21 protein-coding genes, 6 tRNA genes and 3 rRNA genes are annotated in these 24,902 nt (G+C 59.7%); 22 read left to right on the top strand and 8 right to left on the bottom strand.

Features of this window, described 5'->3' with window-relative positions:
- Window positions 1-18: 18 nt before the first annotated feature.
- Window positions 19-666, bottom strand: coding sequence for a 2-polyprenyl-3-methyl-6-methoxy-1,4-benzoquinone monooxygenase (coq7, locus tag G4G71_RS29580; protein WP_024763564.1), 648 nt, complete (start codon window positions 664-666; stop codon window positions 19-21).
- A gap of 102 nt (window positions 667-768) precedes the next feature.
- A complete protein-coding gene (locus G4G71_RS29575) occupies window positions 769-1,107 on the bottom strand; it encodes a histidine triad nucleotide-binding protein (protein WP_024763563.1) in 339 nt (112 codons plus the stop codon).
- 93 nt (window positions 1,108-1,200) lie between these two features.
- Here G4G71_RS29575 and G4G71_RS29570 point away from each other — a divergent pair, with 93 nt between their 5' ends.
- The gene (locus G4G71_RS29570) at window positions 1,201-2,682 is read left to right on the top strand and encodes an AAA family ATPase (RefSeq protein WP_169942353.1); all 1,482 of its coding nucleotides are present in this window, start codon (window positions 1,201-1,203) and stop codon (window positions 2,680-2,682) included.
- A gap of 6 nt (window positions 2,683-2,688) precedes the next feature.
- Here the strand turns inward: G4G71_RS29570 and G4G71_RS29565 are convergent, their stop codons facing one another.
- The 4 genes from G4G71_RS29565 to hemJ all read right to left on the bottom strand — a co-directional run bounded on the left by G4G71_RS29565 (window position 2,689) and on the right by hemJ (window position 6,149).
- Window positions 2,689-3,477 carry an SDR family NAD(P)-dependent oxidoreductase gene (locus G4G71_RS29565; RefSeq protein WP_169942351.1) on the bottom strand — a complete coding sequence of 263 codons (789 nt, stop codon included), beginning with the start codon at window positions 3,475-3,477 and terminating at the stop codon, window positions 2,689-2,691.
- A 55-nt stretch (window positions 3,478-3,532) separates the two neighbouring features.
- On the bottom strand, window positions 3,533-4,630 hold the full coding sequence (locus tag G4G71_RS29560; protein ID WP_169942349.1) for a DUF805 domain-containing protein: 1,098 nt from the start codon (window positions 4,628-4,630) through the stop codon (window positions 3,533-3,535).
- A 105-nt stretch (window positions 4,631-4,735) separates the two neighbouring features.
- Window positions 4,736-5,704 (bottom strand): NAD(P)H-dependent flavin oxidoreductase, encoded by a 969-nt coding sequence (locus G4G71_RS29555; RefSeq protein ID WP_024763559.1) that lies wholly within the window; start codon window positions 5,702-5,704, stop codon window positions 4,736-4,738.
- A gap of 19 nt (window positions 5,705-5,723) precedes the next feature.
- On the bottom strand, window positions 5,724-6,149 hold the full coding sequence (gene hemJ / locus G4G71_RS29550; protein WP_065085717.1) for a protoporphyrinogen oxidase HemJ: 426 nt from the start codon (window positions 6,147-6,149) through the stop codon (window positions 5,724-5,726).
- 260 nt (window positions 6,150-6,409) lie between these two features.
- Between hemJ and argC the strand changes: the two genes are divergently transcribed.
- Both argC and erpA read left to right on the top strand, forming a co-directional pair.
- A complete protein-coding gene (argC, locus tag G4G71_RS29545; RefSeq protein WP_169942347.1) occupies window positions 6,410-7,444 on the top strand; it encodes an N-acetyl-gamma-glutamyl-phosphate reductase in 1,035 nt (344 codons plus the stop codon).
- Between the two features lie 135 nt (window positions 7,445-7,579).
- The gene (gene erpA, locus G4G71_RS29540) at window positions 7,580-7,930 is read left to right on the top strand and encodes an iron-sulfur cluster insertion protein ErpA (protein WP_045212604.1); all 351 of its coding nucleotides are present in this window, start codon (window positions 7,580-7,582) and stop codon (window positions 7,928-7,930) included.
- A 57-nt stretch (window positions 7,931-7,987) separates the two neighbouring features.
- Here the strand turns inward: erpA and G4G71_RS29535 are convergent, their stop codons facing one another.
- Together G4G71_RS29535 and G4G71_RS29530 are read right to left on the bottom strand one after the other, a co-directional pair.
- Window positions 7,988-9,079: an anhydro-N-acetylmuramic acid kinase gene (locus tag G4G71_RS29535; RefSeq protein WP_169942345.1), complete on the bottom strand. Its 1,092-nt coding sequence runs from the start codon at window positions 9,077-9,079 to the stop codon at window positions 7,988-7,990.
- Window positions 9,080-9,082: 3 nt separating this feature from the next.
- The gene (locus G4G71_RS29530; protein WP_169942343.1) at window positions 9,083-10,528 is read right to left on the bottom strand and encodes a peptidoglycan DD-metalloendopeptidase family protein; all 1,446 of its coding nucleotides are present in this window, start codon (window positions 10,526-10,528) and stop codon (window positions 9,083-9,085) included.
- A 182-nt stretch (window positions 10,529-10,710) separates the two neighbouring features.
- Here G4G71_RS29530 and tyrS point away from each other — a divergent pair, with 182 nt between their 5' ends.
- From tyrS to rplJ, 19 genes are all read left to right on the top strand, one after another.
- Window positions 10,711-11,910 (top strand): tyrosine--tRNA ligase, encoded by a 1,200-nt coding sequence (gene tyrS / locus G4G71_RS29525; RefSeq protein WP_169942872.1) that lies wholly within the window; start codon window positions 10,711-10,713, stop codon window positions 11,908-11,910.
- A gap of 544 nt (window positions 11,911-12,454) precedes the next feature.
- Window positions 12,455-13,991: ribosomal RNA gene (locus G4G71_RS29520) — 16S ribosomal RNA — on the top strand.
- Between the two features lie 64 nt (window positions 13,992-14,055).
- Window positions 14,056-14,132: transfer RNA gene (locus tag G4G71_RS29515), tRNA-Ile, on the top strand.
- A gap of 26 nt (window positions 14,133-14,158) precedes the next feature.
- Window positions 14,159-14,234: transfer RNA gene (locus G4G71_RS29510), tRNA-Ala, on the top strand.
- A 230-nt stretch (window positions 14,235-14,464) separates the two neighbouring features.
- Window positions 14,465-17,356: ribosomal RNA gene (locus tag G4G71_RS29505) — 23S ribosomal RNA — on the top strand.
- Window positions 17,357-17,491: 135 nt separating this feature from the next.
- Window positions 17,492-17,607: ribosomal RNA gene (rrf, locus tag G4G71_RS29500) — 5S ribosomal RNA — on the top strand.
- The 16S, 23S and 5S rRNA genes sit together here with 2 tRNA genes alongside, the layout of an rRNA operon.
- Window positions 17,608-17,741: 134 nt before the next feature.
- Window positions 17,742-18,686 (top strand): bifunctional biotin--[acetyl-CoA-carboxylase] ligase/biotin operon repressor BirA, encoded by a 945-nt coding sequence (gene birA, locus G4G71_RS29495; protein WP_169942341.1) that lies wholly within the window; start codon window positions 17,742-17,744, stop codon window positions 18,684-18,686.
- Entirely contained in the window at window positions 18,676-19,425 is a 750-nt protein-coding gene (locus G4G71_RS29490) for a pantothenate kinase (RefSeq protein ID WP_169942339.1), read from the top strand. Before birA ends, G4G71_RS29490 begins: the two co-directional genes overlap by 11 nt.
- A gap of 9 nt (window positions 19,426-19,434) precedes the next feature.
- A complete protein-coding gene (locus G4G71_RS29485; protein WP_169942337.1) occupies window positions 19,435-20,115 on the top strand; it encodes an SPOR domain-containing protein in 681 nt (226 codons plus the stop codon).
- Between the two features lie 141 nt (window positions 20,116-20,256).
- Window positions 20,257-20,341 (top strand) — tRNA-Tyr (locus tag G4G71_RS29480).
- Window positions 20,342-20,366: 25 nt separating this feature from the next.
- Window positions 20,367-20,440 (top strand) — tRNA-Gly (locus G4G71_RS29475).
- A gap of 19 nt (window positions 20,441-20,459) precedes the next feature.
- Window positions 20,460-20,535: transfer RNA gene (locus tag G4G71_RS29470), tRNA-Thr, on the top strand.
- An 83-nt stretch (window positions 20,536-20,618) separates the two neighbouring features.
- Window positions 20,619-21,812: an elongation factor Tu gene (gene tuf, locus G4G71_RS29465; RefSeq protein WP_054910987.1), complete on the top strand. Its 1,194-nt coding sequence runs from the start codon at window positions 20,619-20,621 to the stop codon at window positions 21,810-21,812.
- 53 nt (window positions 21,813-21,865) lie between these two features.
- Window positions 21,866-21,941, top strand: a tRNA-Trp gene (locus G4G71_RS29460).
- Between the two features lie 44 nt (window positions 21,942-21,985).
- Complete coding sequence (gene secE / locus G4G71_RS29455) at window positions 21,986-22,354, top strand: preprotein translocase subunit SecE (protein ID WP_024767121.1); 369 nt, start codon at window positions 21,986-21,988, stop codon at window positions 22,352-22,354.
- Window positions 22,355-22,363: 9 nt separating this feature from the next.
- The gene (nusG, locus tag G4G71_RS29450) at window positions 22,364-22,897 is read left to right on the top strand and encodes a transcription termination/antitermination protein NusG (RefSeq protein ID WP_015475310.1); all 534 of its coding nucleotides are present in this window, start codon (window positions 22,364-22,366) and stop codon (window positions 22,895-22,897) included.
- 120 nt (window positions 22,898-23,017) lie between these two features.
- Entirely contained in the window at window positions 23,018-23,449 is a 432-nt protein-coding gene (gene rplK / locus G4G71_RS29445; protein ID WP_024767122.1) for a 50S ribosomal protein L11, read from the top strand.
- Window positions 23,449-24,144, top strand: coding sequence for a 50S ribosomal protein L1 (rplA, locus tag G4G71_RS29440; RefSeq protein WP_015475312.1), 696 nt, complete (start codon window positions 23,449-23,451; stop codon window positions 24,142-24,144). The genes rplK and rplA overlap by 1 nt, the downstream gene beginning before the upstream one ends.
- A gap of 217 nt (window positions 24,145-24,361) precedes the next feature.
- Complete coding sequence (gene rplJ / locus G4G71_RS29435; protein WP_017516429.1) at window positions 24,362-24,862, top strand: 50S ribosomal protein L10; 501 nt, start codon at window positions 24,362-24,364, stop codon at window positions 24,860-24,862.
- The last annotated feature ends 40 nt before the right edge of the window (window positions 24,863-24,902 follow it).

Below are 24,902 nucleotides of genomic sequence, written 5' to 3'. Positions count from 1 at the left end.
TTTTCGTTACCGGCCGGATCAGATCCGGTAGGTGGACTTGGTCATGACCTTGGACAACAGCGTCATGCCGAACTTCACCGGTGCCGGGAAGCGCAGGCCGCCAGCCTCGATGGCGCTGGTGGCGTGGTGCTCCTCGTCCTCGCGCATCTGCTCGAGGATGGCGCGGGACTTCTGGTCCTCGGCGGGGATTTCCGCCAGGTGTTCGTCCAGATGCTTGCAGACCTGGTCTTCGGTGGCGGCGACGAAGCCCAGGCTGACGCGGTCGCTGATCAGCCCGGCGGCTGCGCCTACGCCGAAGGACAGCCCGTAGAAGAGCGGGTTGAGCACGCTCGGGCGGCTGCCCAGTTCGCGGATGCGCTGCTCACACCAGGCAAGATGGTCGACCTCTTCGTCGGCCGCCTCTTCCATGGCCTTGCGCACCTTCGGCAGCTTGGCGGTCAACGCCTGGCCCTGGTACAGCGCCTGGGCGCAGACCTCGCCGGTGTGGTTGATGCGCATCAGGCCGGCCACATGGCGGGCATCGGTCTCGCTGAGCTCGGCGTCGGGCTGGACGATAGCTGGGGACGGGCGCCCCGGATGACCGCTGAACGGCAGCAGGGTGCGCAGTGCGGCATCGGCCTGCAGCAGGAAGCGGTCGGCGGGGGAGTAGTGACGGTCGGCGGACATGGCGCACCTCCGAGTAGGAACATTCGCCCGGCAGTTTACCGGATGGCGGATGACAGGTCTTGCCGAGGTGCGCGCAGCTTCCTTTTATCGACGGGGCGCCAATCAACCCGGTGGCCAGTGCATCTGGCGCTGACCCAGCACATGCATGTGGATGTGGTGCACGGTCTGGCCGCCCAGGTCGTTGCAGTTCATCACCACGCGGAAGCCCTCGTCGCAACCCTGCTCCTTTGCCAGCCGCTGGGCGGTGAAGAGGATGTGGCCGGCCAGCGGCTTGTCTGCCTCGGTCAGGTCATTGAGGGTGGAGACGTGCTTCTTCGGGATCACCAGGAAATGTACGGGCGCCTGTGGGCCGATGTCGTGGAAGGCGATGACCTGGTCATCCTCATAGAGCTTGCGCGCGGGAATTTCCCCGGCGACGATCTTGCAGAACAGACAGTCCACGAAATGCACCTCCAGTCATATGGGCAGGAGCAGCAGTTTAGCGGCCGTCGATCGCCGCGCCCAGTTCCGGGCCGGCCAGCGCAAGGAGCGAGCGTGCAGAACGATATCCATGACCTGGGCCTGGTGCTCGATTCCAGGGTCAAACTGATCGTGATCGAATCCTGGGACGAGCCCAGGGTTCTGGAAACCCTGACCGGCCTGGCGGTACGGCGCGGGCTCAACCTGCAACTCTGGTCGGCGACCGAAGGCTTGCAGCGCCTGGGTTTCGGTGGCGAACCCCAGGGCGAGGGCGACAGCCGTGAGGCGGAGAATGCCCTGCGGCTGATCAAGGCCGATCCGCAGCCGAACCTCTATGTGCTCTGCGATCTGCATCCCTATCTGGCGGACAACCCGCGTGCCGTGCGTCTGCTCAAGGAGATCGCCATGGCCGAGGGGAATTTCCGCCCCACGGTGGTGCTGGTTTCCCACGCACTGAAGCTGCCCGCCGAGGTCCAGCGTTTCGCTGCGCGCTTTGCCCTGTCGTTGCCGTCCGAGGATGAACTGGTGGGACTGGTACGCGAGGAAGCGACCCGCTGGAGCGAGCGTAACCGGGGCGCGCGGGTACGTACGGACAATCGTACCCTGCGCCAGGTGGTGAAGAACCTGCGCGGACTCACTCACGGTGAGGCGCGGCTGCTGGCGCGCAGCGTGATCTGCAATGACGGGGCGATCACCCAGGAAGACCTGCCGGAGCTCAACCGCACCAAGTTCGAGCTGCTCAACCTCGATGGCGTGCTCAGCTTCGAGCACGATACTGCGCGTTTCGCCGAAGTGGGCGGGCTGGCCAGCCTCAAGCGCTGGTTGGGCGAGCGGCAGAGCGCGTTCACCGAAGGCAAGGACAAGGACCTGCCCAAGGGCGTGCTGCTGGTCGGTGTGCAGGGCGGTGGCAAGAGCCTGGCCGCCAAGGCGATCGCCGGTCTGTGGGGCCTGCCGCTGCTGCGCCTGGACTTCGGCAGTCTCTACAACAAGTACTTCGGCGAGACCGAACGTAACCTGCGCGAAGCGCTGCGCCTGGCCGACAGCATGGCGCCCTGCGTGCTCTGGGCGGACGAGATCGAGAAAGGCGTGGCCACCGGTGACCAGGACAACGGTGTCAGTCAGCGCGTTCTGGCCACGCTGCTGACCTGGATGGCCGAGCGCAAGGCGCCGGTATTCATGGTGGCCACCGCCAACGCCATCGAGCGCCTGCCGCCGGAACTGGTGCGTAAGGGGCGTTTCGACGAGCTGTTCTTCGTCGACCTGCCGGACGATGAGGTACGCCAGGATATCTTCCGCATCCATCTGCAGCGTCGTGAACTGGGCGCCACCCAGTTCGAACTGGGCGAGCTGGCCGCTGCCACCGAAGGGTTCTCCGGCGCGGAGATCGAGCAGGCAGTCGTCGGCGCGTTCTATGCCGCGCAGGCTCGGCAGAAGTCCGTGGACCAGGCGTTGCTGCTGGAGGAAATCCGCCGCACAGCGCCGCTGTCGGTGGTGATGGCCGAGGAGTTGGCAGCCCTGCGCGCGTGGGCCGATGGCCGTACGGTACGCGCGGACTGAACCTGGCTAGCTGGCCAGGGCCAGGCGATTGACCCGGCCGGCCAGCTTGCGCAGGGCCCAGCGCGGCAGCAGGCGCACCGAGCGGGCGAAGAGTCGGTTGCGCCAGCCGGGAATGATGATCGCTGGCGCGCGGCGCAGTGCCTTCACCGCGAGGAAGGCGACTTCTTCGGGCGACATGATCCGCTTGCCATTGTCGAGCTTGCCCAGGCGCATGTCGGCGTTGCGGTAGAACGCCGTGCGGGTTGGGCCCGGGCAGAGCACGGAAACCTTGATGCCACGGCTTTTGAGCTCCTCGCGCAACCCCTCGGAGAAGTGCAGCACGAACGCCTTGCTGGCGTAGTAGCTGCTCATCCAGGGGCCGGGCAGGAGGCTCGCCATGGAGGCGACGTTGAGAATCCGCCCGCCACCGCTGCGCTCCATCATGGCGCCGATGCCGTGGCACAGGCGCGCCAGGGCCAGCACATTGAGTTCCAGCAGTTCCTGCTCGCGGGACCAGTCCTGGTCGATGAAGGCGCCGGAGGTGCCGACACCGGCGTTGTTCACCAGCAGTTCGATCTGTCGCCCGCTCTGTTCCAGCTCGTGGAGCAGCCCGGATATCTGCAGCGGTTCGGAGAGGTCGCAGACGCGGAACAGCACCTCCACCCCGAAACGCTGGGACAGTTCGCAGGCGATGCTATCCAGCGCGTCGCGCTTGCGCGCCACCAGGATCAGCGCCTGGCCGCGGCGAGCGAGGGCTTCGGCCAGGGCCAGGCCGATACCGCTGGAGGCGCCGGTGATGAGGGCAAAACGAGGCATTCAGGAGTCTCTGTGGCGGGGTGGCGTTCGACCACGCCTGCCACGGGTTGTTGCATTACTGATCCGAGTCGCCGCCTTCGGTGTCGCCACTGCTGAAGTCGCCGTCGGAGGGCTCCGCGGTGGCCGCCGGGTCGGCAGCTTCGTCGCCTTGCTGGGACTGCGCCTGGGCAGCCTGGGCGCGCTCGATGTAGCTCTGGTAGGCCGGGATCGCGATGGCGGCGAGGATACCGCCAAACACCGGGAACAGCAGCCAGGAGAAGGCCAGGACCTTGACGCCGGTGCTGTTGGGCGGCGGCGGCGGACCGAAGCGGTTGGCGGTCTGCTCGCCGGGCATGAACAGCATCAGCAGGCTGAGAACCACGTTGACGAAGGGCACCAGCAGCGCGAGCCAGAGCCAGCCGGACCAGCCCAGGTCATGCAGGCGCTGCACGCCGATCGGCACGCTGAAGACCATGGCGGCAATGACCACCGCGGCAATGGCGACCACGCCCAGGGGCAGTGAAACGGCCATCAGCAGGCTGGCGACCAGGTAGGCGCCGAAAACGATGAAGGACAGTGCCGCTGACCAGCCAAGGTAGCGCACGCGGCCGATTCGGCCGGACAGGCTACGGACTTTCAGCTCGCCGAACTCCGGCAGGTCGTCGCCAACTTGCGCCTGGGGCGGCGCATAGGGAGATGCTGCAGTGGCCGGAGTGGCGGTCGCCGCGACGGGCGCCGGGTTGGCTGCGAGTTCGGCCTGGCGCGCCAGGTATTTCTCGATGACGATGCCGCAGGCGCTGCACTCGATGGCGCTGGCTTGCTCATGCCCGCACTTGGGGCAGGTCATTCGCTCGTTGCTGGCCGTTTCACCGGCCGCGCGGGCGGCCAGGGTCGCTTCGCTGGGGTGGTCATCGGTTTCCACCAGGCTGAAGTCCGCGACGCCTTCGGCTTCCTTGCGGGCGTTGGCACCGGCGCCATGGAGCGCGCGCAGGTACTTGTCGGCTTCGTCGCCGGACAGGTCGCGCTTGAGCACGACCGGCTGGCCGCTGAACAGCGCTTCGATCTTCGCGGCGTCGCTCTTGAACAGGCGGGCGAGGTTTTCCTTGGCGGTTTCCAGCGGCGTCTGGGGCATCAGCGCGCCGTCGAACACGATCTTGAAGCGGGATTGGTCCATAGGGGCATCCTTGTCTTCTGGCTATGTTGGAATCGCTACAGCGTAATCGGGCCGCCGAAGGCCAACAAGCGGCCTCGGCGGATATATCGTGAGCGGTGCCGCAGCTCAGACCAGCAGTTGATTGGACAGGCCGGCGCTGCGGGTCAGGGCCTGGCGGTATTCATGGTCCAGGCGTGCGATCAGCTCGCCCACGGCCGGCAGGTCGCGGATATCGCCGACGCCCTGGCCGGCGGACCACACGGTCTTCCAGGCCTTGGCCTCGTCGCTCACCGGCTTGAGTTTCTCGCCGTAGTTGAGCGCGCCCTTGTCATTCAGCCGCTGCATGTCGAAGCCGGCAGCCTCCAGGCTCTGGCGCATAAAGCTGGCCGGTACGCCGGAAACGGCGGGAGTGTGGATGATATCGGCGGCGCGGGCGTCGAGCAGCATGTGCTTGTAGGCCTCGGAGGCCGCGCTTTCTCGGGTGGCGATGAAACGGGTGCCGAGGTAGGCGAGGTCGGCGCCCAGCACCTGGGCGGCCAGGATCTCGTGGCCATGGTTGATGCAGCCGGCCAGCAGCAGGGTCTTGTCGAAGAACTGGCGAATCTCCGCGACCAGCGCGAAGGGGCTCCAGGTACCGGCGTGGCCACCGGCTCCGGCGGCCACGGCGATCAGGCCGTCGACGCCGGCCTCCGCCGCTTTCTCGGCATGCCGGCGGGTAGTCACGTCATGGAAGACCAGGCCGCCATAGCTGTGCACGGCGTCGACCACCTCGCGCACCGCGCCCAGGCTGGTGATCACGATGGGCACCTTGTGCTCGACGCACAGTTTCAAGTCGGCCTGCAGGCGCGGGTTGGTGTTGTGGACGATCAGGTTGACCGCATAGGGCGCTGCCTGCGGGTCGGCTGCCAGCCCGGCCTCGATCTCCTCCAGCCAGGCCTTGAAACCGCTGCTTTCGCGCTGGTTCAGCGCGGGGAAACTGCCGACGATGCCGCTCTTGCAGCACGCCAGCACCAGTTGCGGGGTGGAGACCAGGAACATCGGTGCCGCCACCAGGGGAATGCGCAGGCGGCGGTCGAGCAGGGCGGGCAGGGACATGACAGTCTCCTTGTCGGGGTCAGAAAGGTTTGACGACCACCAGGATCACGATGGCGATCAGGAACAGTACCGGCACTTCGTTGAACCAGCGGTAGAACACATGGCTGCGCCCGTTCTCGCCGCGCGCGAAGCGCTTGAGCATGGCGCCGCAGGCGTGGTGGTAGCCAATCAGCAGCACCACCAGCGTGAGCTTGGCGTGCATCCAGCCCTGGGTCAGCCAGGCGGGGTTGAGATAGAGCATCCAGGCACCGAGGACGATGGTGAGGATCATCGACGGGCCCATGATGCCGCGGTACAGCTTGCGCTCCATGACGCAGAAGCGTTCGCGGCTGGCGGCGTCCTCGCTCATGGCGTGGTAGACGAACAGGCGCGGGAGATAGAAGAGGCCGGCGAACCAGCAGACCACGGCAATGATGTGAAAGGCTTTCAACCACAGGTAAAGCATCGGGACGTCCTCGGATCACGGTTGAGCCGATAGTAGTGGCGCCGTGCAATGCCGTCATCCCTGTGGCGGCTGCAGTGTGGGAAAGATCGTTCGACTGCGGCAATCGGTATCGCCAGGCGTCAATCAGGCCCCTGATCGGAAAGCGGAAACTCTTGAACCGCGTAACCCTCAATTCAGGCGGATTCGCTCTGTTCAGCCGGGGCAGTGGCTCATATCATGACTGCCCCTGAATTTGGCCCCATAGGTGGAGTGACAGGCAGATGATCAAGGTCGGTATCGTAGGCGGTACGGGTTATACGGGCGTGGAACTGCTGCGCCTGCTGGCACAGCATCCCCAGGCGCGCGTCGAGGTGATCACCTCGCGCTCCGAGGAGGGCGTGAAAGTCGCCGACATGTACCCGAACCTGCGAGGCCACTACGACGGCCTGGCCTTCAGCGTGCCGGACGTGAAACGTCTGGGCGAGTGCGACGTGGTGTTCTTTGCCACGCCGCATGGCGTGGCCCACGCGCTGGCCGGCGAACTGCTGGCCACCGGTACCCGGGTGATCGACCTGTCCGCGGACTTCCGCCTGCAGGACGCCGAGGAGTGGGCCAAGTGGTATGGCCAGCCGCACGGTGCGCCGGATCTGCTGCCCGAAGCCGTCTACGGCTTGCCGGAAGTGAATCGTGAGGCCATCAAGTCCGCGCGCCTGATCGCCGTTCCCGGCTGCTACCCGACCGCCACTCAGCTCGGCTTCATTCCACTGCTGGAGAACGGCCTGGCCGACGCCAGCCAGCTGATCGCCGACTGCAAGTCCGGCGTCAGCGGCGCCGGTCGTGGCGCCAAGGTCGGCTCGCTGTTCTGCGAAGCCGGCGAAAGCATGATGGCGTACTCGGTGAAAGGTCACCGGCACCTGCCGGAAATCAGCCAGGGCCTGCGTCGCGCGGCCAAGGGCGATGTCGGCCTGACCTTCGTGCCGCACCTGACCCCGATGATCCGCGGCATCCATGCGACGCTTTACGCTAGCGTCGCCGACCGTGGTGTCGATCTGCAGAAGCTCTATGAAGAGCGTTACGCCAATGAGCCGTTCGTCGACGTGATGCCGGCCGGCAGCCATCCGGAAACCCGTAGCGTACGTGGCGCCAACGTCTGCCGCATTGCGGTGCACCGTCCCCAGGGCGGCGACCTGGTGGTGATCCTGTCGGTCATCGACAACCTGGTGAAGGGCGCGTCCGGCCAGGCGATCCAGAACATGAACATCCTCTTCGGTCTGGACGAGCACCTGGGCCTGTCCAACGTCGCACTGCTGCCGTAAGGAAAGATTGCCCCGGAAGGCGGTCGATTGATCTGGACCAATGGATGAGTCGGATTAGTTGACCGTTTTTCTGGGGTAAGCGGATAATAGTCCGCAATGTTGTAACGTACGGCTTCGGCCGGGAGAGTTGTCACCATGACCATCGAAACCTTCACCCCCACTCCGCTGATGTTCTCGCAAGGCGCTGCGAACAAGGTGAAGAACCTGATCGACGAAGAAGGCAATCCGCGCCTCAAGCTGCGGGTGTTCGTCACGGGCGGTGGCTGTTCGGGCTTCCAGTACGGCTTCACCTTCGATGAAGACACCGCGGACGACGACACCATCGTCGAGCGCGACGGAGTCAACCTCGTGGTCGATCCGATGAGCTTCCAGTACCTCGCCGGTGCGGAAGTGGACTACCAGGAAGGTCTCGAAGGTTCGCGGTTCGTCATCAAGAACCCGAACGCAGCGACCACTTGCGGCTGCGGTCAGTCCTTCTCGATCTGATGCCGTAAAAGCGAAAACGCCGCGCAGATGCGCGGCGTTTTTGTTTGTGGGCCGGGTTCAGGCGGGGTAGAGCGCTCCAAGAATGCGCGGCCCCTGGGCGGCGGTGACTTCCGGGCAGTTGCCGGGCTCACGCTGGAGAAAACGATGGGCCAGCCAGGCGAAGGCCATGGCCTCCATCCATTCCGGCGGTACGCCGCGGTCGATGCTGCTGATCACGCTGGCGCCCGGTATATGCGCATCAAGGCGCTGCATCAGCGTCGCGTTGAAGGCGCCGCCACCGCAAACCACTACTTCCTTGCAGCCGGGCTGCGCTTCCAGCAGCGCTGCGGCGATGCTTTGCGCGGTCAGCTCCAGCAGGGTGGCCTGCACATCTTCGGCCCTCACCGAGCCATGCTCGGCCAGAACTGCATTGAGCCAGTTCAGGTTGAAGCGTTCGCGTCCGGTGCTCTTCGGGCCTTTCGCGGCAAAGAACTCATCGGACAGCATCTTCTGCAGTAGCGCCTGATCGATGCTGCCGCTGGCAGCCCAGGCGCCGTCACGGTCATAGGGTTCGCCGCGCTGCTCCTGAATCCAGGCATCCAGCAGTACGTTGCCGGGGCCGCAATCGAATCCGCGAACCGGCTCGCCGGGGCTCAGCAGCGAAACGTTGCTGAATCCACCCACGTTGAGGATGGCGCACTCGCGGCTATCGCTGCCGAACAGCGCGCGGTGGAAGGCAGGCACCAGCGGCGCGCCCTGGCCGCCGGCGGCGACGTCACGGCGACGGAAGTCGGCCACCACATCGATGCCGGTCAGCTCGGCGAGCAACGCCGGGTTACCGATCTGCACGGTGAAGCCCAGGTGCGGCTCGTGGCGAATGGTCTGGCCGTGGCTGCCAATCGCGCGAATTGTGCTGGCGCTCAGATTCTCGCGGGCGAGGAGTTCATTGATGCCCTGTGCGGCCAGGCGTACCCAGCGGTTTTCCGCGAGGGCGCTGCGGGCGATTTCGTCAGGGCCGGAAGAGCAGAGTGCGAGGAGATCGGCGCGTAGCGCCGCAGGCATGGGAAGGTAGTGGGAGGCGAGCAGAGTGGTCTGCTCGCCTTGCTCGATCAGGGCAATGTCCAGTCCGTCGAGACTGGTCCCGGACATTACCCCCAGATAGAGCGGCATCGATCAGCGCTTGTTCAGGGCCAGGAAGGTTGCCTTCTCCTGGTCCATGCGCGCGATTAGCGGTTGCGCCTGGGCCATGAAGCGCTTGCGCTCCGGACCGGTCAGCGGGTCGGCGGTCGGCAGCTTGGCACTCAGCGGATCGACGTGCTGGCCGTTGACCTGGAACTCGTAATGCAGGTGTGGGCCGGTGGCCAGCCCGGTCATGCCGACGTAACCGATGATCTGGCCCTGCTTCACTGCCACGCCGGAGCGGATGCCCTTGGCGAAGCGGCTCATGTGGCCGTAAACGGTGCGATAGCGCTGGCCGTGCTGGATCACCACGGCGTTGCCGTAGCCACCTTTGCGGCCGGCTTCGAGGATCTTGCCGTCGCCGGTCGCCTTGATCGGGGTGCCGATCGGCGCCGCGTAATCCACGCCCTTGTGTGCACGAATCTTGTTCAGGATGGGATGGAAACGCCCAATAGAGAAGCGCGAGCTGATGCGGGCGAAGTCCACCGGGGTGCGGATGAACGCCTTGCGCATGCTGCTGCCATCCGCACGCAGGTAGCTGGTGTTGCCCTGCTTGTTGGTGTAGCGCACCGCGGTGTATTCCTTGCCGCGGTTGACGAAGCGCACCGCCAGGATGCTGCCGGTGCCGACCTGCTTGTCCTTCACCTGCTGGGATTCGTAGATCACGTCGAACTCGTCGCCCTGGCGAATATCCTGGGCGAAGTCGATGTCGTAGCCCAGGACGTTGGCCATCGACATGATCAGGTCGTGGGACAGGCCGGCATTGCGGCCCGCGACGAAGAGCGAGCTGTCGATTCGGCCGTGGGCGTAGTTGGCGTGTACTGAGGGTTTGACCAGGTCGCGCTTGAAGTCATAGCCCTTGGCGGACTTGGCCAGGCTGATGGTCTCCAGATCGCTGCGCTTGACCTTGAGGCCCTGCAACTCGCCCTTGGAATCGATGAGGAAGTCCACGTCCTGGCCGACATCAAGACGAGTGAACTGCTTGGCGTCCTTGTTGGCGGCAAGCATGTCGTGCACGGCGTTCGCCGGCAGGCCGGCCTTCGCGAACACGTTGGAAAGAGTGTCGCCCTTGCCCACGGTCACGCTTTTCCACGCAGGTTCTGCGGAAGCGGAGGGGGAGGATTGCTGGTTCGAATCGGCGAGATCGTTCTTCTTTTTCGCGTCTTTTCCGGCGCTGTTCTGGTTGTCGGGCTGCCCTTCAATCTGTGCGAAAGGGGAGGAGCCGCCGTCTTCCGTGACCGGAGCGGGTCGAAGGTCGTCTTTTTCCTGGAGAATCTGCTCGGTGCCGTTTTCCAGCTCGAGATTGAGCGTGGTCTTCTTCGCCTCGACCTCGGCCGAGGGGAACACCAGCAGAGCCAGGCTGAGGAGCGCTGCTACACCGCTTGCGGCCAGCAGATGGCTCTTCGGGTAGTACGGCGCTTTCTGATCGGATTGCGTCATGGCGTGAGTGGTGTTTTTGGAATGTGAAATAACTGCCTAAAATATAACCAAATTCCCTCTGAAGCAACCCTGATGTCGGGCTTCTGACGTCCTGTCCTCTGGCGCTGGGCAAAACTTGTTTTTAGTGCCTGTTCTTGTATCGTTGGTTCCCTTTCGCAATTCGCAACGTACAGGAAACTGCAATGAAGTCGGTCGAAGAGCAGCTGGCGCTGATCAAGCGCGGAGCAGACGAAATTCTCGTGGAGGCCGAGCTGATCGAAAAGCTCAAGCGCGGCCAACCCCTGCGTATCAAGGCCGGCTTCGACCCGACCGCTCCTGACCTGCACCTGGGGCATACCGTCCTTATTAATAAGCTGCGCCAATTCCAGGAGCTGGGCCATCAGGTGATCTTCCTGATTGGCGACTTCACTGGGATGATCGGTGACCCGAGCGGTAAGAGTGTTACCCGTCCACCCCTCACTCGCGAGCAGGTTCTCGACAACGCCGAGACGTACAAAGCCCAGGTCTTCAAGATTCTCGACCCCGCAAAGACCGAGGTGGCGTTCAATTCTACCTGGCTGGACCAGCTTTCCCCCGCTGATTTCATTCGTCTGGCTTCCCAGTACACCGTTGCCCGTATGCTGGAACGCGATGATTTCAGCAAACGCTATGCCAGCAATCAGTCCATTGCCATTCACGAGTTCCTTTACCCGCTGGTTCAGGGCTACGACTCGGTAGCGCTGCGTGCGGACGTCGAGCTCGGCGGTACTGATCAGAAATTCAACCTGCTGATGGGGCGCGAGCTCCAGCGCGCCTATGAGCAGGAGCCGCAGTGCATCCTGACCATGCCGCTGCTCGAAGGCCTGGATGGCGTGAAGAAGATGTCCAAGTCTCTGGGCAACTACATCGGCATCCAGGAAGCGCCGGGCGTCATGTATAGCAAGCTGGTCTCCATCCCGGACACCCTGATGTGGCGTTACTTCGAGCTGCTCAGCTTCCGCTCCATGGAGGAGATCGATGGTTTCCGCAAGGATGTAGAGGCTGGCGCCAACCCGCGTGACATCAAGATCAAGCTGGCTGAAGAGATCGTCGCTCGCTTCCATGGCGAAGAAGCTGCTTCTTCGGCGCACAAGTCCGCTGGTAACCGTCTTAAGGAAGGCGAGCTGCCGGAAGATCTGCCGGAAGTGGAAGTGGCGGCGGCAGAAGACCTGCCGATCGGTGCCGTCCTTAATAAGGCGGGCCTGGTGAAGAACTCTGCTGTCGCTCGTGATCTGCTGTCGTCTGGTGGTGTGCGTGTGGATGGCGATGTGGTGGATCGCAGCTTTGTCTTCAAGGTTGGCGCTACCCACGTGCTGCAAGCGGGCAAGAAGGCCTTCGCGCGTGTCTCCCTGGTTGCTGAATGAAGAAAGTTTAAATTAGTCGTTGACGGCCAATTTAAACTCCCTATAATGCGCACCACTCCCAGCGACGAAGCGCTGAAAGAACTTGAAAATCAAGTACTTACAGAGATCTGAGTTGAGAGTGGTGGTCAGGCAGGTGATTCACTTGCTGCTCTTCATTAGCTGCTCCGGCAGCGAGCTGAAAAGAAGATCGCCGAGGTGCTTGACAGTGAGTTTGATCGCTGTAGAATGCGCCTCCCGCTGATGAGAGGTTTGACTTCTCGGAAGCCCAAGCGGTCGAGTAGAAAAGAAATTTTCGAAAAATAAAGCTTGACGAAAGATGAGGTTAGCGTAGAATGCGCGCCTCGGTTGAGACGAAAGAATCAACCAACTGCTCTTTAACAAGTTGAATCAAGCAATTCGTGTGGGTGCTTGTGATGTAAGACTGATGATCGACTGATTATCAGCAGCGCAAGTAACACTCGTGAATTCGAGAGTTTTAGCTCTTTAAATAGAGCATGCGATTGCTGAGCCAAGTTTAGGGTTTTCTCAAAACCCAAGCAGTATTGAACTGAAGAGTTTGATCATGGCTCAGATTGAACGCTGGCGGCAGGCCTAACACATGCAAGTCGAGCGGATGATGGGAGCTTGCTCCTGGATTCAGCGGCGGACGGGTGAGTAATGCCTAGGAATCTGCCTGGTAGTGGGGGACAACGTTTCGAAAGGAACGCTAATACCGCATACGTCCTACGGGAGAAAGCAGGGGACCTTCGGGCCTTGCGCTATCAGATGAGCCTAGGTCGGATTAGCTAGTTGGTGGGGTAAAGGCCTACCAAGGCGACGATCCGTAACTGGTCTGAGAGGATGATCAGTCACACTGGAACTGAGACACGGTCCAGACTCCTACGGGAGGCAGCAGTGGGGAATATTGGACAATGGGCGAAAGCCTGATCCAGCCATGCCGCGTGTGTGAAGAAGGTCTTCGGATTGTAAAGCACTTTAAGTTGGGAGGAAGGGCAGTAAGTTAATACCTTGCTGTTTTGACGTTACCAACAGAATAAGCACCGGCTAACTTCGTGCCAGCAGCCGCGGTAATACGAAGGGTGCAAGCGTTAATCGGAATTACTGGGCGTAAAGCGCGCGTAGGTGGTTTGGTAAGATGGATGTGAAATCCCCGGGCTCAACCTGGGAACTGCATCCATAACTGCCTGACTAGAGTACGGTAGAGGGTGGTGGAATTTCCTGTGTAGCGGTGAAATGCGTAGATATAGGAAGGAACACCAGTGGCGAAGGCGACCACCTGGACTGATACTGACACTGAGGTGCGAAAGCGTGGGGAGCAAACAGGATTAGATACCCTGGTAGTCCACGCCGTAAACGATGTCGACTAGCCGTTGGGATCCTTGAGATCTTAGTGGCGCAGCTAACGCGATAAGTCGACCGCCTGGGGAGTACGGCCGCAAGGTTAAAACTCAAATGAATTGACGGGGGCCCGCACAAGCGGTGGAGCATGTGGTTTAATTCGAAGCAACGCGAAGAACCTTACCTGGCCTTGACATGTCCGGAATCCTGCAGAGATGCGGGAGTGCCTTCGGGAATCGGAACACAGGTGCTGCATGGCTGTCGTCAGCTCGTGTCGTGAGATGTTGGGTTAAGTCCCGTAACGAGCGCAACCCTTGTCCTTAGTTACCAGCACGTTATGGTGGGCACTCTAAGGAGACTGCCGGTGACAAACCGGAGGAAGGTGGGGATGACGTCAAGTCATCATGGCCCTTACGGCCAGGGCTACACACGTGCTACAATGGTCGGTACAGAGGGTTGCCAAGCCGCGAGGTGGAGCTAATCCCATAAAACCGATCGTAGTCCGGATCGCAGTCTGCAACTCGACTGCGTGAAGTCGGAATCGCTAGTAATCGTGAATCAGAATGTCACGGTGAATACGTTCCCGGGCCTTGTACACACCGCCCGTCACACCATGGGAGTGGGTTGCTCCAGAAGTAGCTAGTCTAACCGCAAGGGGGACGGTTACCACGGAGTGATTCATGACTGGGGTGAAGTCGTAACAAGGTAGCCGTAGGGGAACCTGCGGCTGGATCACCTCCTTAATCGAAGATCTCAGCTTCTTCATAAGCTCCCACACGAATTGCTTGATTCACTGGTTAGACGATTGGGTCTGTAGCTCAGTTGGTTAGAGCGCACCCCTGATAAGGGTGAGGTCGGCAGTTCGAATCTGCCCAGACCCACCAATTGTTGTGGTGTGCTGCGATCCGATGGGGCCATAGCTCAGCTGGGAGAGCGCCTGCTTTGCACGCAGGAGGTCAGGAGTTCGATCCTCCTTGGCTCCACCATTAAATCGTCGAAAGCTCAGACATGAATGTTCAAGTTGAACGAACATTGATGTCTGGTCTTTGTGCCAGAACCGTTCTTTAAAAATTTGGGTATGTGATAGAAGTAGACTGAATAATCTCTTTCACTGGTGATTATTCAAGTCAAGGTAAAATTTGCGAGTTCAAGCGCGAATTTTCGGCGAATGTCGTCTTCACGTTCGAGACAATAACCAGATTGCTTGGGGTTATATGGTCAAGTGAAGAAGCGCATACGGTGGATGCCTTGGCAGTCAGAGGCGATGAAAGACGTGGTAGCCTGCGATAAGCTTCGGGGAGTCGGCAAACAGACTTTGATCCGGAGATCTCTGAATGGGGAAACCCACCTGGCATAAGCTAGGTATCTTGTACTGAATACATAGGTGCAAGAGGCGAACCAGGGGAACTGAAACATCTAAGTACCCTGAGGAAAAGAAATCAACCGAGATTCCCTTAGTAGTGGCGAGCGAACGGGGATTAGCCCTTAAGCTTCTTTGAATCTAACAGAACGCTCTGGAAAGTGCGGCCATAGTGGGTGATAGCCCCGTATGTGAAAGGTTCTTTGAAGTGAAATCGAGTAGGACGGAGCACGAGAAACTTTGTCTGAATATGGGGGGACCATCCTCCAAGGCTAAATACTACTGACTGACCGATAGTGAACCAGTACCGTGAGGGAAAGGCGAAAAGAACCCCGGAGAGGGGAGTGAAATAGAACCTGAAACCGTATGCGTACAAGCAGTGGGAGCCTACTTTGTTAGGTGACTGCGTACCTTTTGTATAATGGGTCAGCGACTTATATTCAGTGGCGAGCTTAACCGTATAGGGAAGGCGTAGCGAAAGCGAGTCTTAATAGGGCGTTTTAGTCGCTGGGTATAGACCCGAAACCGGGCGATCTATCCATGAGCAGGTTGAAGGTTAGGTAACACTGACTGGAGGACCGAACCCACTCCCGTTGAAAAGGTAGGGGATGACTTGTGGATCGGAGTGAAAGGCTAATCAAGCTCGGAGATAGCTGGTTCTCCTCGAAAGCTATTTAGGTAGCGCCTCACGTATCACTCCAGGGGGTAGAGCACTGTTTCGGCTAGGGGGTCATCCCGACTTACCAAACCGATGCAAACTCCGAATACCTGGAAGTGTCAGCGTGGGAGACACACGGCGGGTGCTAACGTCCGTCGTGAAAAGGGAAACAACCCAGACCGTCAGCTAAGGTCCCAAAGTTATGGTTAAGTGGTAAACGATGTGGGAAGGCTTAGACAGCTAGGAGGTTGGCTTAGAAGCAGCCACCCTTTAAAGAAAGCGTAATAGCTCACTAGTCGAGTCGGCCTGCGCGGAAGATGTAACGGGGCTCAAACCATACACCGAAGCTACGGGTGCATCGCAAGATGCGCGGTAGAGGAGCGTTCTGTAAGCCTGTGAAGGTGAGTTGAGAAGCTTGCTGGAGGTATCAGAAGTGCGAATGCTGACATGAGTAACGACAATGGGAGTGAAAAACTCCCACGCCGAAAGACCAAGGGTTCCTGCGCAACGTTAATCGACGCAGGGTTAGTCGGTCCCTAAGGCGAGGCTGAAGAGCGTAGTCGATGGGAAACAGGTTAATATTCCTGTACTTCTAGTTACTGCGATGGAGGGACGGAGAAGGCTAGGCCAGCTTGGCGTTGGTTGTCCAAGTTTAAGGTGGTAGGCAGAGATCTTAGGTAAATCCGGGGTCTTAATGCCGAGAGCTGATGACGAGTCATCTTTCAGATGATGAAGTGGTTGATGCCATGCTTCCAGGAAAAGCTTCTAAGCTTCAGGTAACTAGGAACCGTACCCCAAACCGACACAGGTGGTTGGGTAGAGAATACCAAGGCGCTTGAGAGAACTCGGGTGAAGGAACTAGGCAAAATGGCACCGTAACTTCGGGAGAAGGTGCGCCGGCGAGGGTGAAGCATTTACTGCGTAAGCCCATGCCGGTCGAAGATACCAGGCCGCTGCGACTGTTTATTAAAAACACAGCACTCTGCAAACACGAAAGTGGACGTATAGGGTGTGACGCCTGCCCGGTGCCGGAAGGTTAATTGATGGGGTTAGCGAAAGCGAAGCTCTTGATCGAAGCCCCGGTAAACGGCGGCCGTAACTATAACGGTCCTAAGGTAGCGAAATTCCTTGTCGGGTAAGTTCCGACCTGCACGAATGGCGTAACGATGGCGGCGCTGTCTCCACCCGAGACTCAGTGAAATTGAAATCGCTGTGAAGATGCAGTGTATCCGCGGCTAGACGGAAAGACCCCGTGAACCTTTACTGTAGCTTTGCACTGGACTTTGAGCCTGCTTGTGTAGGATAGGTGGGAGGCTTTGAAGCGTGGACGCCAGTCTGCGTGGAGCCATCCTTGAAATACCACCCTGGCATGCTTGAGGTTCTAACTCTGGTCCGTTATCCGGATCGAGGACAGTGTATGGTGGGCAGTTTGACTGGGGCGGTCTCCTCCTAAAGAGTAACGGAGGAGTACGAAGGTGCGCTCAGACCGGTCGGAAATCGGTCGTAGAGTATAAAGGCAAAAGCGCGCTTGACTGCGAGACAGACACGTCGAGCAGGTACGAAAGTAGGTCTTAGTGATCCGGTGGTTCTGTATGGAAGGGCCATCGCTCAACGGATAAAAGGTACTCCGGGGATAACAGGCTGATACCGCCCAAGAGTTCATATCGACGGCGGTGTTTGGCACCTCGATGTCGGCTCATCACATCCTGGGGCTGAAGCCGGTCCCAAGGGTATGGCTGTTCGCCATTTAAAGTGGTACGCGAGCTGGGTTTAGAACGTCGTGAGACAGTTCGGTCCCTATCTGCCGTGGACGTTTGAGATTTGAGAGGGGCTGCTCCTAGTACGAGAGGACCGGAGTGGACGAACCTCTGGTGTTCCGGTTGTCACGCCAGTGGCATTGCCGGGTAGCTATGTTCGGAATAGATAACCGCTGAAAGCATCTAAGCGGGAAACTAGCCTCAAGATGAGATCTCACTGGGAACTTGATTCCCCTGAAGGGCCGTCGAAGACTACGACGTTGATAGGTCGGGTGTGTAAGCGCTGTGAGGCGTTGAGCTAACCGATACTAATTGCCCGTGAGGCTTGACCATATAACACCCAAACAATTTGCGTGTTGTACGGTGAAGACGTAACGAACCGAAAGTTCGTGTGAACCGCAAATTACCTGTCACATACCCGAATCTGGATGAGCGTGTGCAACTGCCACGAGCGTCCATAAAGAATTGCTTGACGACCATAGAGCGTTGGAACCACCTGATCCCATCCCGAACTCAGTAGTGAAACGACGCATCGCCGATGGTAGTGTGGAGTTTCTCCATGTGAGAGTAGGTCATCGTCAAGCTCCTATCCCAAGACCCCTGGTCAGCATCGCTGGCCGGGGGTTTTGCTTTTGCGCGCGGGAAAGTCGGGCCATTGCTGCGTAGGCAATTCAGGCATGCCTCTATATGATGCGTGCCTGACTGTTGTGGGGGTGATATGCAGACCTTGCTGAAATTGCTGAGCGATGGCCGCTTTCATTCCGGAGAAGAGCTGGGTGCTCTCCTCGGAGTAAGTCGCAGCGCCGTCTGGAAACGCCTTGAAGGCTTTGAGCGTGACTACGGTATGGTCGTGCAGCGAGTGCGCGGCCGTGGTTACCGCCTGGAAGAGCCGCTGAGTATTATCTCGCCCAGGTCCGACTTCGGCCTGTGGCCTCTTGATGTCCTGTTTTCGATCGACTCCACCAATGCCGAAGTGCTGCGACGTCTTTCTGCCGGCGCCGCGGCTCCGTTTGCCATCCTTGGAGAGCGGCAGACCGCTGGGCGGGGCAGGCGAGGGCGGCAATGGGAAAGTCCGTTCGGCGCCAACCTTTATTACACCCTGGGTATCACTGTTCGTGGTGGTGCGCAGGAGTTGGAGGGGTTGAGTCTGGTGGTCGGTCTTGCGGTAGCGAGAGCGATTCAGTCTCTGGGTGTGACGGATGTAGGCCTCAAGTGGCCCAATGACGTTCTGGTGGGCGGCAAGAAGATTGCCGGCATTCTGCTCGAGCTCACCGGAGATCCCGCTGACATCTGCAGTGTTGCCATCGGTATCGGCATCAATGTGAACATGCGCAAGGCGGAGGGGATCGATCAGCCCTGGACTTCGGTGCGGGAGGCGCTAGGCAGGGTGGTTGACCGTAACGAGTTGCTGCAGGCGCTGGAGTCTCAGCTTGCGGATGTTCTATCCCGTCATCGCGAGTCTGGCTTCGCTGCCAGCCGCGAGGAGTGGGAGTCCCTTCATCTATGGCAGGGGCGGCAAGTCACGCTGTCCACTGCTGCCAATAATATCGTTGGGCGCGCGCTTGGCATCGATGAGCGGGGCGCGCTTCGCCTTCTGGTCGATGGCAAGGAGCACAGCTACAGCGGAGGCGAGTTGAGTCTGAGGTTGTCGGATGATTCTTGAGTTGGATTGTGGAAATAGCCTGATCAAGTGGCGAGTGGTCAGAAAGCATGACCTAGTGACTGTCGCAGGTGGCGTAGCGGACTCGGACCAAGCGTTGCTCGCGCAGTTGCAGGGCAATGAAGCGGCCGATATTCGCTATTGCCGCATGGTGAGTGTTCGAAGCGAGCAGGAAACCGACGCGCTTCGTGTGAGCCTGGAGAGTGCTTTCCCCATTGCGGTGCAGATAGCTGCGCCGGCTATCGAGCTCAGTGGTGTGGTAAACGGCTACCGGGAGTATCAGCGCCTGGGAATGGATCGTTGGCTGGCTCTGGTGGCTGGTCACTGTCTGGCGGGGCGCGGATGCCTGGTGCTCGACCTTGGAACTGCCGTGACTTCGGACCTAGTCGATGCCGCGGGCAAGCATCTGGGAGGCTATATCGCACCCGGCATGCCGCTGATGCGAAGCCAGTTGCGTACTCACACTCGGCGTATTCGCTACGACGACGAGGCGGCTCATGAGGCGCTGCAGAATCTGCTGCCGGGGCGGGAAACCTCCGAGGCGGTGGAGCGTGGCTGCGTGCTGATGCTGCGCGGGTTCGTGCGGGAGCAGATCGAGTTGGCCAACAAGCTGCTGGGTGATGACTGCGCCGTCTACCTGACCGGTGGAGATGCTGAGCTCGTCAAGGATGAGTCTGCTCGCGCGGTTGTGCTTCCGGACCTGGTATTTCTCGGGCTGGCACTTGCCTGTCCGATCGAGTGAGTCTGATCGATGCGCTGGTTCTTTCTTTTCCTGCTTGCCCTCAACGTCTTCTACTACGTCTGGCATCAACAGCAGGCGCCTCTCCGCCCCAAGGAGATTGCCCCGCTCAGCCTGTTTCACAGTGAGCAGAAGAATATTCGGCTACTCAGCGAGTCTGCGGAGACGCCTCAGCGTCGACAGGCTGAAGAAAAGGTGGCGACCGCCCCCGCATCTGCTTGCGTCTACCTGGGCAGCTTCCCGGTGGAGGATCGTGCTCGGCAGTTGGTGCAGCGTCTGTTGAGCCTGGATGTGCAGGCGTCAGTGCAAACAGTGGATGCTGCTGCTGGTGTCGACTTCTGGGTTTATCTGCCGCCGTTGGCGTCGCGCCAGGCATCGCTATGGCAACTGCGCGAGTTGCAGGCACGAAAGATTGACAGCTACATCATTACGGAAGGGGATCTGACTGACGGGATCTCCCTTGGCATATTTCAGCGCAAGGACTCCGCCGACAGCGTGGTGGAGCGGCTGAAGACCGCTGGTTACGATGCTTTGGTGCGCGAACTGGCTCGTTCGCAGCATGATTACTGGGCGCAGATCGCACCAGAAAGTGGGCGCCTGGTGGATGACTCCCTGGTGCGTCAGCTGGCCCCGGATTTCCCCGAATTGCAGAAACAAACAATGCCGTGCAAAAACGTTGCAAGCGCTCAATAGTTTGAATAGAATGGCGCCCGCTTCACAGGGGTGACCTGAAAAGGTTGAACGCTGGAAGCCGTTGTCGAAGAGCTAAGCTCAAGTTTTTTAAAGAAAAACAGTTGACAACGCGGTGGCAGGCTGTAGAATGCCGCCTCACTCGGAGGGGTTCCCGAGCGGCCAAAGGGATCAGACTGTAAATCTGACGTCTCAGACTTCGAAGGTTCGAATCCTTCCCCCTCCACCAGTTTCAAGCGTGAGCTGCAAGCTCCGCGGGTATAGTTCAGTGGTAGAACCTCAGCCTTCCAAGCTGATGATGCGGGTTCGATTCCCGCTACCCGCTCCAAGTTTGTTGCTGATGTCTTGCTCATGTAGCTCAGCTGGTAGAGCACACCCTTGGTAAGGGTGAGGTCAGCGGTTCAAATCCGCTCATGAGCTCCATCTCGCAAAGGCAGATATGAAAATATCTGCCTTTGTTTTAATGGTGACGTGACTTTCTCAATTCCTTACGGGAGGCGGTCAAGATGGCTAAAGAAAAGTTTGAGCGTAACAAGCCGCACGTAAACGTCGGCACCATCGGTCACGTTGACCACGGCAAAACCACTCTGACCGCTGCTCTGACCAAGGTCTGCTCCGAGACCTGGGGCGGTTCCGCTCGCGCTTTCGATCAGATCGACAACGCGCCGGAAGAGAAGGCTCGTGGTATCACCATCAACACCTCTCACGTTGAATACGACTCGCCGGTGCGCCACTACGCTCACGTAGACTGCCCGGGCCACGCCGACTACGTGAAGAACATGATCACCGGTGCTGCCCAGATGGACGGCGCGATCCTGGTTTGCTCGGCTGCTGACGGCCCCATGCCGCAGACCCGCGAGCACATCCTGCTGTCCCGCCAGGTAGGCGTTCCTTACATCGTCGTGTTCCTGAACAAGGCCGACATGGTGGACGACGCTGAGCTGCTGGAACTGGTCGAAATGGAAGTTCGCGATCTGCTGAACACCTACGACTTCCCGGGCGACGACACTCCGATCGTGATCGGTTCTGCTCTGATGGCCCTGAACGGCCAGGACGACAACGAGATGGGCGTTTCCGCCGTGCGCAAGCTGGTAGAAACCCTGGACTCGTACATCCCCGAGCCCGAGCGCGCCATCGACAAGCCGTTCCTGATGCCGATCGAAGACGTGTTCTCGATCTCCGGTCGTGGCACCGTGGTAACTGGCCGTGTTGAGCGTGGCATCGTCAAGATCCAGGAAGAAGTGGAAATCGTCGGCATCAAGGCGACTACCAAAACTACCTGCACCGGCGTTGAAATGTTCCGCAAGCTGCTCGACGAAGGTCGTGCTGGTGAGAACGTTGGCGTTCTGCTGCGTGGCACCAAGCGTGAAGACGTAGAGCGTGGCCAGGTTCTGGCCAAGCCGGGCACCATCAAGCCGCACACCAAGTTCGAGTGCGAAGTGTACGTGCTGTCCAAGGAAGAAGGTGGTCGTCACACCCCGTTCTTCAAGGGCTACCGTCCGCAGTTCTACTTCCGTACTACCGACGTAACCGGCAACTGCGAACTGCCGGAAGGCGTTGAAATGGTAATGCCGGGCGACAACGTGAAAATGGTTGTCACTCTGATCGCTCCGATCGCCATGGAAGATGGCCTGCGCTTCGCGATTCGCGAAGGCGGCCGTACCGTTGGCGCCGGCGTGGTTGCCAAGATCATCGAATAATCGATTGATCTTTCCCTATCAGGCCGGCATAATGGTCGGCCTGACTTTGTTCTAGGCCAGTAGCTCAATTGGCAGAGCGGCGGTCTCCAAAACCGCAGGTTGGGGGTTCGATTCCCTCCTGGCCTGCCAGATTTTTCAAGATCTGGCACTTCTTTAAACGGGATTCCTAGCAGATGAATGCGAAGGTAGAAGCCAAAGAGTCGCGTCTTGATCTCTTGAAGTGGCTTGTGGTTGCGGTGCTGGTGGTGGTGGCTGTGGTTGCCAACCAGTATTACTCCACGCAACCGATCTTCTATCGCGTTCTCGGTATCCTCGTGATGGCGGCTGTTGCAGGTTTCATTGCGCTGCAGACCGTCAAGGGGCGAGCGTTCTTTACTTTGGCTAAAGAAGCTCGCGCCGAGATTCGCAAGGTTGTATGGCCGTCTCGTCAAGAGACAACTCAGACCACGCTGATCGTAGTGGCAGTAGTGCTGGTAATGGCGCTGGTGCTTTGGGGGCTCGACTCCCTGCTGGGTTGGCTGGTTTCCATGATCGTAGGTTAAGGGTGTTCCGTGGCTAAGCGTTGGTACGTTGTGCATGCCTACTCGGGTTACGAGAAGCATGTCATGCGCTCGCTGATCGAGCGGGTCAAACTGGCCGGCATGGAAGACGGGTTTGGTGAGATTCTGGTCCCTACCGAAGAAGTGGTAGAGATGCGGAACGGCCAGAAACGCAAGAGTGAGCGCAAATTCTTCCCGGGCTATGTCCTGGTGCAGATGGAGATGAACGAGGGTACTTGGCACCTGGTCAAGGACACTCCTCGCGTCATGGGCTTCATTGGTGGTACTGCCGACAAGCCGGCGCCTATCACTGATAAAGAAGCTGATGCCATCCTGCGTCGCGTTGCCGATAGCGGCGACAAGCCCAAGCCGAAGACCCTGTTCGAGCCGGGCGAGACTGTTCGTGTGATCGACGGTCCGTTCGCCGACTTCAATGGCGTCGTCGAAGAAGTTAACTACGAAAAGAGCCGCATCCAGGTCGCCGTGCTCATTTTCGGTCGCTCTACTCCGGTAGAGCTGGAGTTCAGCCAGGTAGAGAAAGTCTAACCGGCACAATGAATCCCACACCCCGCAGCCATAGGCTGCGGGGTTTTGTCGTCCTTGGGATAAAACGCGAAAGCAACCGGGGAGCCCGACAGGGCGCTTGACCCGCATTTGGAGTAGCAAATGGCTAAGAAAATCACGGCTTACATCAAGCTGCAAGTTAAGGCCGGCCAGGCCAACCCGTCGCCGCCCGTCGGCCCGGCTCTGGGTCAGCACGGCGTGAACATCATGGAATTCTGCAAGGCGTTCAACGCCAAGACCCAAGGCCAAGAGCCGGGTCTGCCGACTCCTGTGATCATCACTGTTTACAGCGACCGTAGCTTCACCTTCGAAACCAAGAGCACCCCGGCTGCCGTTCTGCTGAAAAAAGCAGCTGGCATCACCAGCGGTTCCGCTCGTCCGAACTCTCAGAAAGTCGGCACCGTTACCCGTGCTCAGCTGGAAGAGATCGCCAAGGCCAAGCAGGCTGACCTGACCGCTGCTGACCTGGACGCTGCCGTACGCACCATTGCTGGCTCCGCGCGCAGCATGGGCCTGAACGTGGAGGGTGTGTAATGGCTAAGCTGACCAAGCGTCAAAAGGCTATCGCCGAGAAGATTGAAGCGGGCAAGCAATACGGCTTCGAAGATGCCGCCAAGCTGCTGGCCGAGCTGTCGACCATCAAGTTCAAGGAGTCCGTGGACATCGCCATCAATCTGGGCGTTGATCCGCGTAAATCCGACCAGGTCGTACGTGGCGCCACCGTTCTGCCGAACGGCACCGGTAAATCCGTACGCGTTGCCGTCTTCACCCAGGGTCCTGGTGTTGAAGCTGCCCTGGCTGCTGGTGCAGACAAGGTTGGCATGGACGAGCTGGCGGCCGAAATGAAAGCCGGCGACCTGAACTACGACGTCGTCATCGCTTCCCCGGACGCCATGCGTGTTGTTGGCCAACTGGGCCAGGTACTGGGCCCGCGCGGTCTGATGCCGAACCCGAAAGTCGGCACCGTGACCCCGGACGTCGCTACCGCCGTCAAGAACGCCAAGGCCGGTCAGGTACGTTTCCGTACCGACAAGAACGGCATCATCCACGCCTCCGTTGGCAAGATCGACTTCGAGCCGGTCAAGCTGAAGCAGAACGTGGAAGCGCTGTTGAGCGATCTGAAACGCCTGAAGCCGTCCTCCTCGAAGGGCGTGTACGTTCAGCGCGTTACCCTGAGCACCACCATGGGCCCGGGTCTGCAGATCGATCAGGCTTCGCTGGAAGGCTGATGAACTAAGTCGAGTAGTGGGTTCGCCCACTGCTCGCAGGTATTGGGGTCCCTGCCTGGCGGGGGCTATCCAAGACCGTAGGCGGCGCAAGCCTTAAACCCGGGAGGTGATCCTCTCAAGCCTACGCAGATGGTGCTCCCGATTCGTTTACCGAATCAGACACCAAAACGCCGTCCGGCTCCGGCTGGACGAATCGGTAACATCCAGGAGTAAACCCGTGGCAATTAAACTCGAAGACAAGAAGGCCATCGTCGCTGAAGTCAACGAGGCTGCCAAAGCCGGTCTGTCCGCTGTCGTGGTTGATGCACGCGGCGTGACTGTCGGCGCTATGACCGGACTCCGTAAAGAGGCCCGCGCAGCTGGTGTGTACGTGAAAGTCGTACGCAACACCCTGCTCAAGCGCGCCGTTGAAGGCACTCAGTTTGAAGTGCTCAACGACACGTTCAAGGGCCCGACCCTGATTGCTTTCTCCAACGAACATCCGGGCGCTGCCGCTCGTATCTTCAAGGAGTTTGCCAAGGGTCAGGACAAGTTCGAGATCAAGGCGGCCGCGTTTGAGGGTCAGTTCCTCGCAGCCAATCAGATCGACGTGCTGGCGACCCTGCCGACCTACAACGAAGCTGTTGCACAGCTGATGAGCGTGATCCAAGGCGCTACCAGCAAGCTGGCTCGTACTCTGGCGGCAATTCGCGATCAGAAAGAAGCTACCGCAGCCTAAGGCTCGGCATCTGCTTTCAACCTTTTTTGTTTAATTCGAT

The sequence above is a fragment of the Pseudomonas multiresinivorans genome, assembly GCF_012971725.1.
GTDB lineage: Bacteria > Pseudomonadota > Gammaproteobacteria > Pseudomonadales > Pseudomonadaceae > Pseudomonas > Pseudomonas multiresinivorans.
This window is presented reverse-complemented; position numbering and strand designations above follow the sequence as displayed.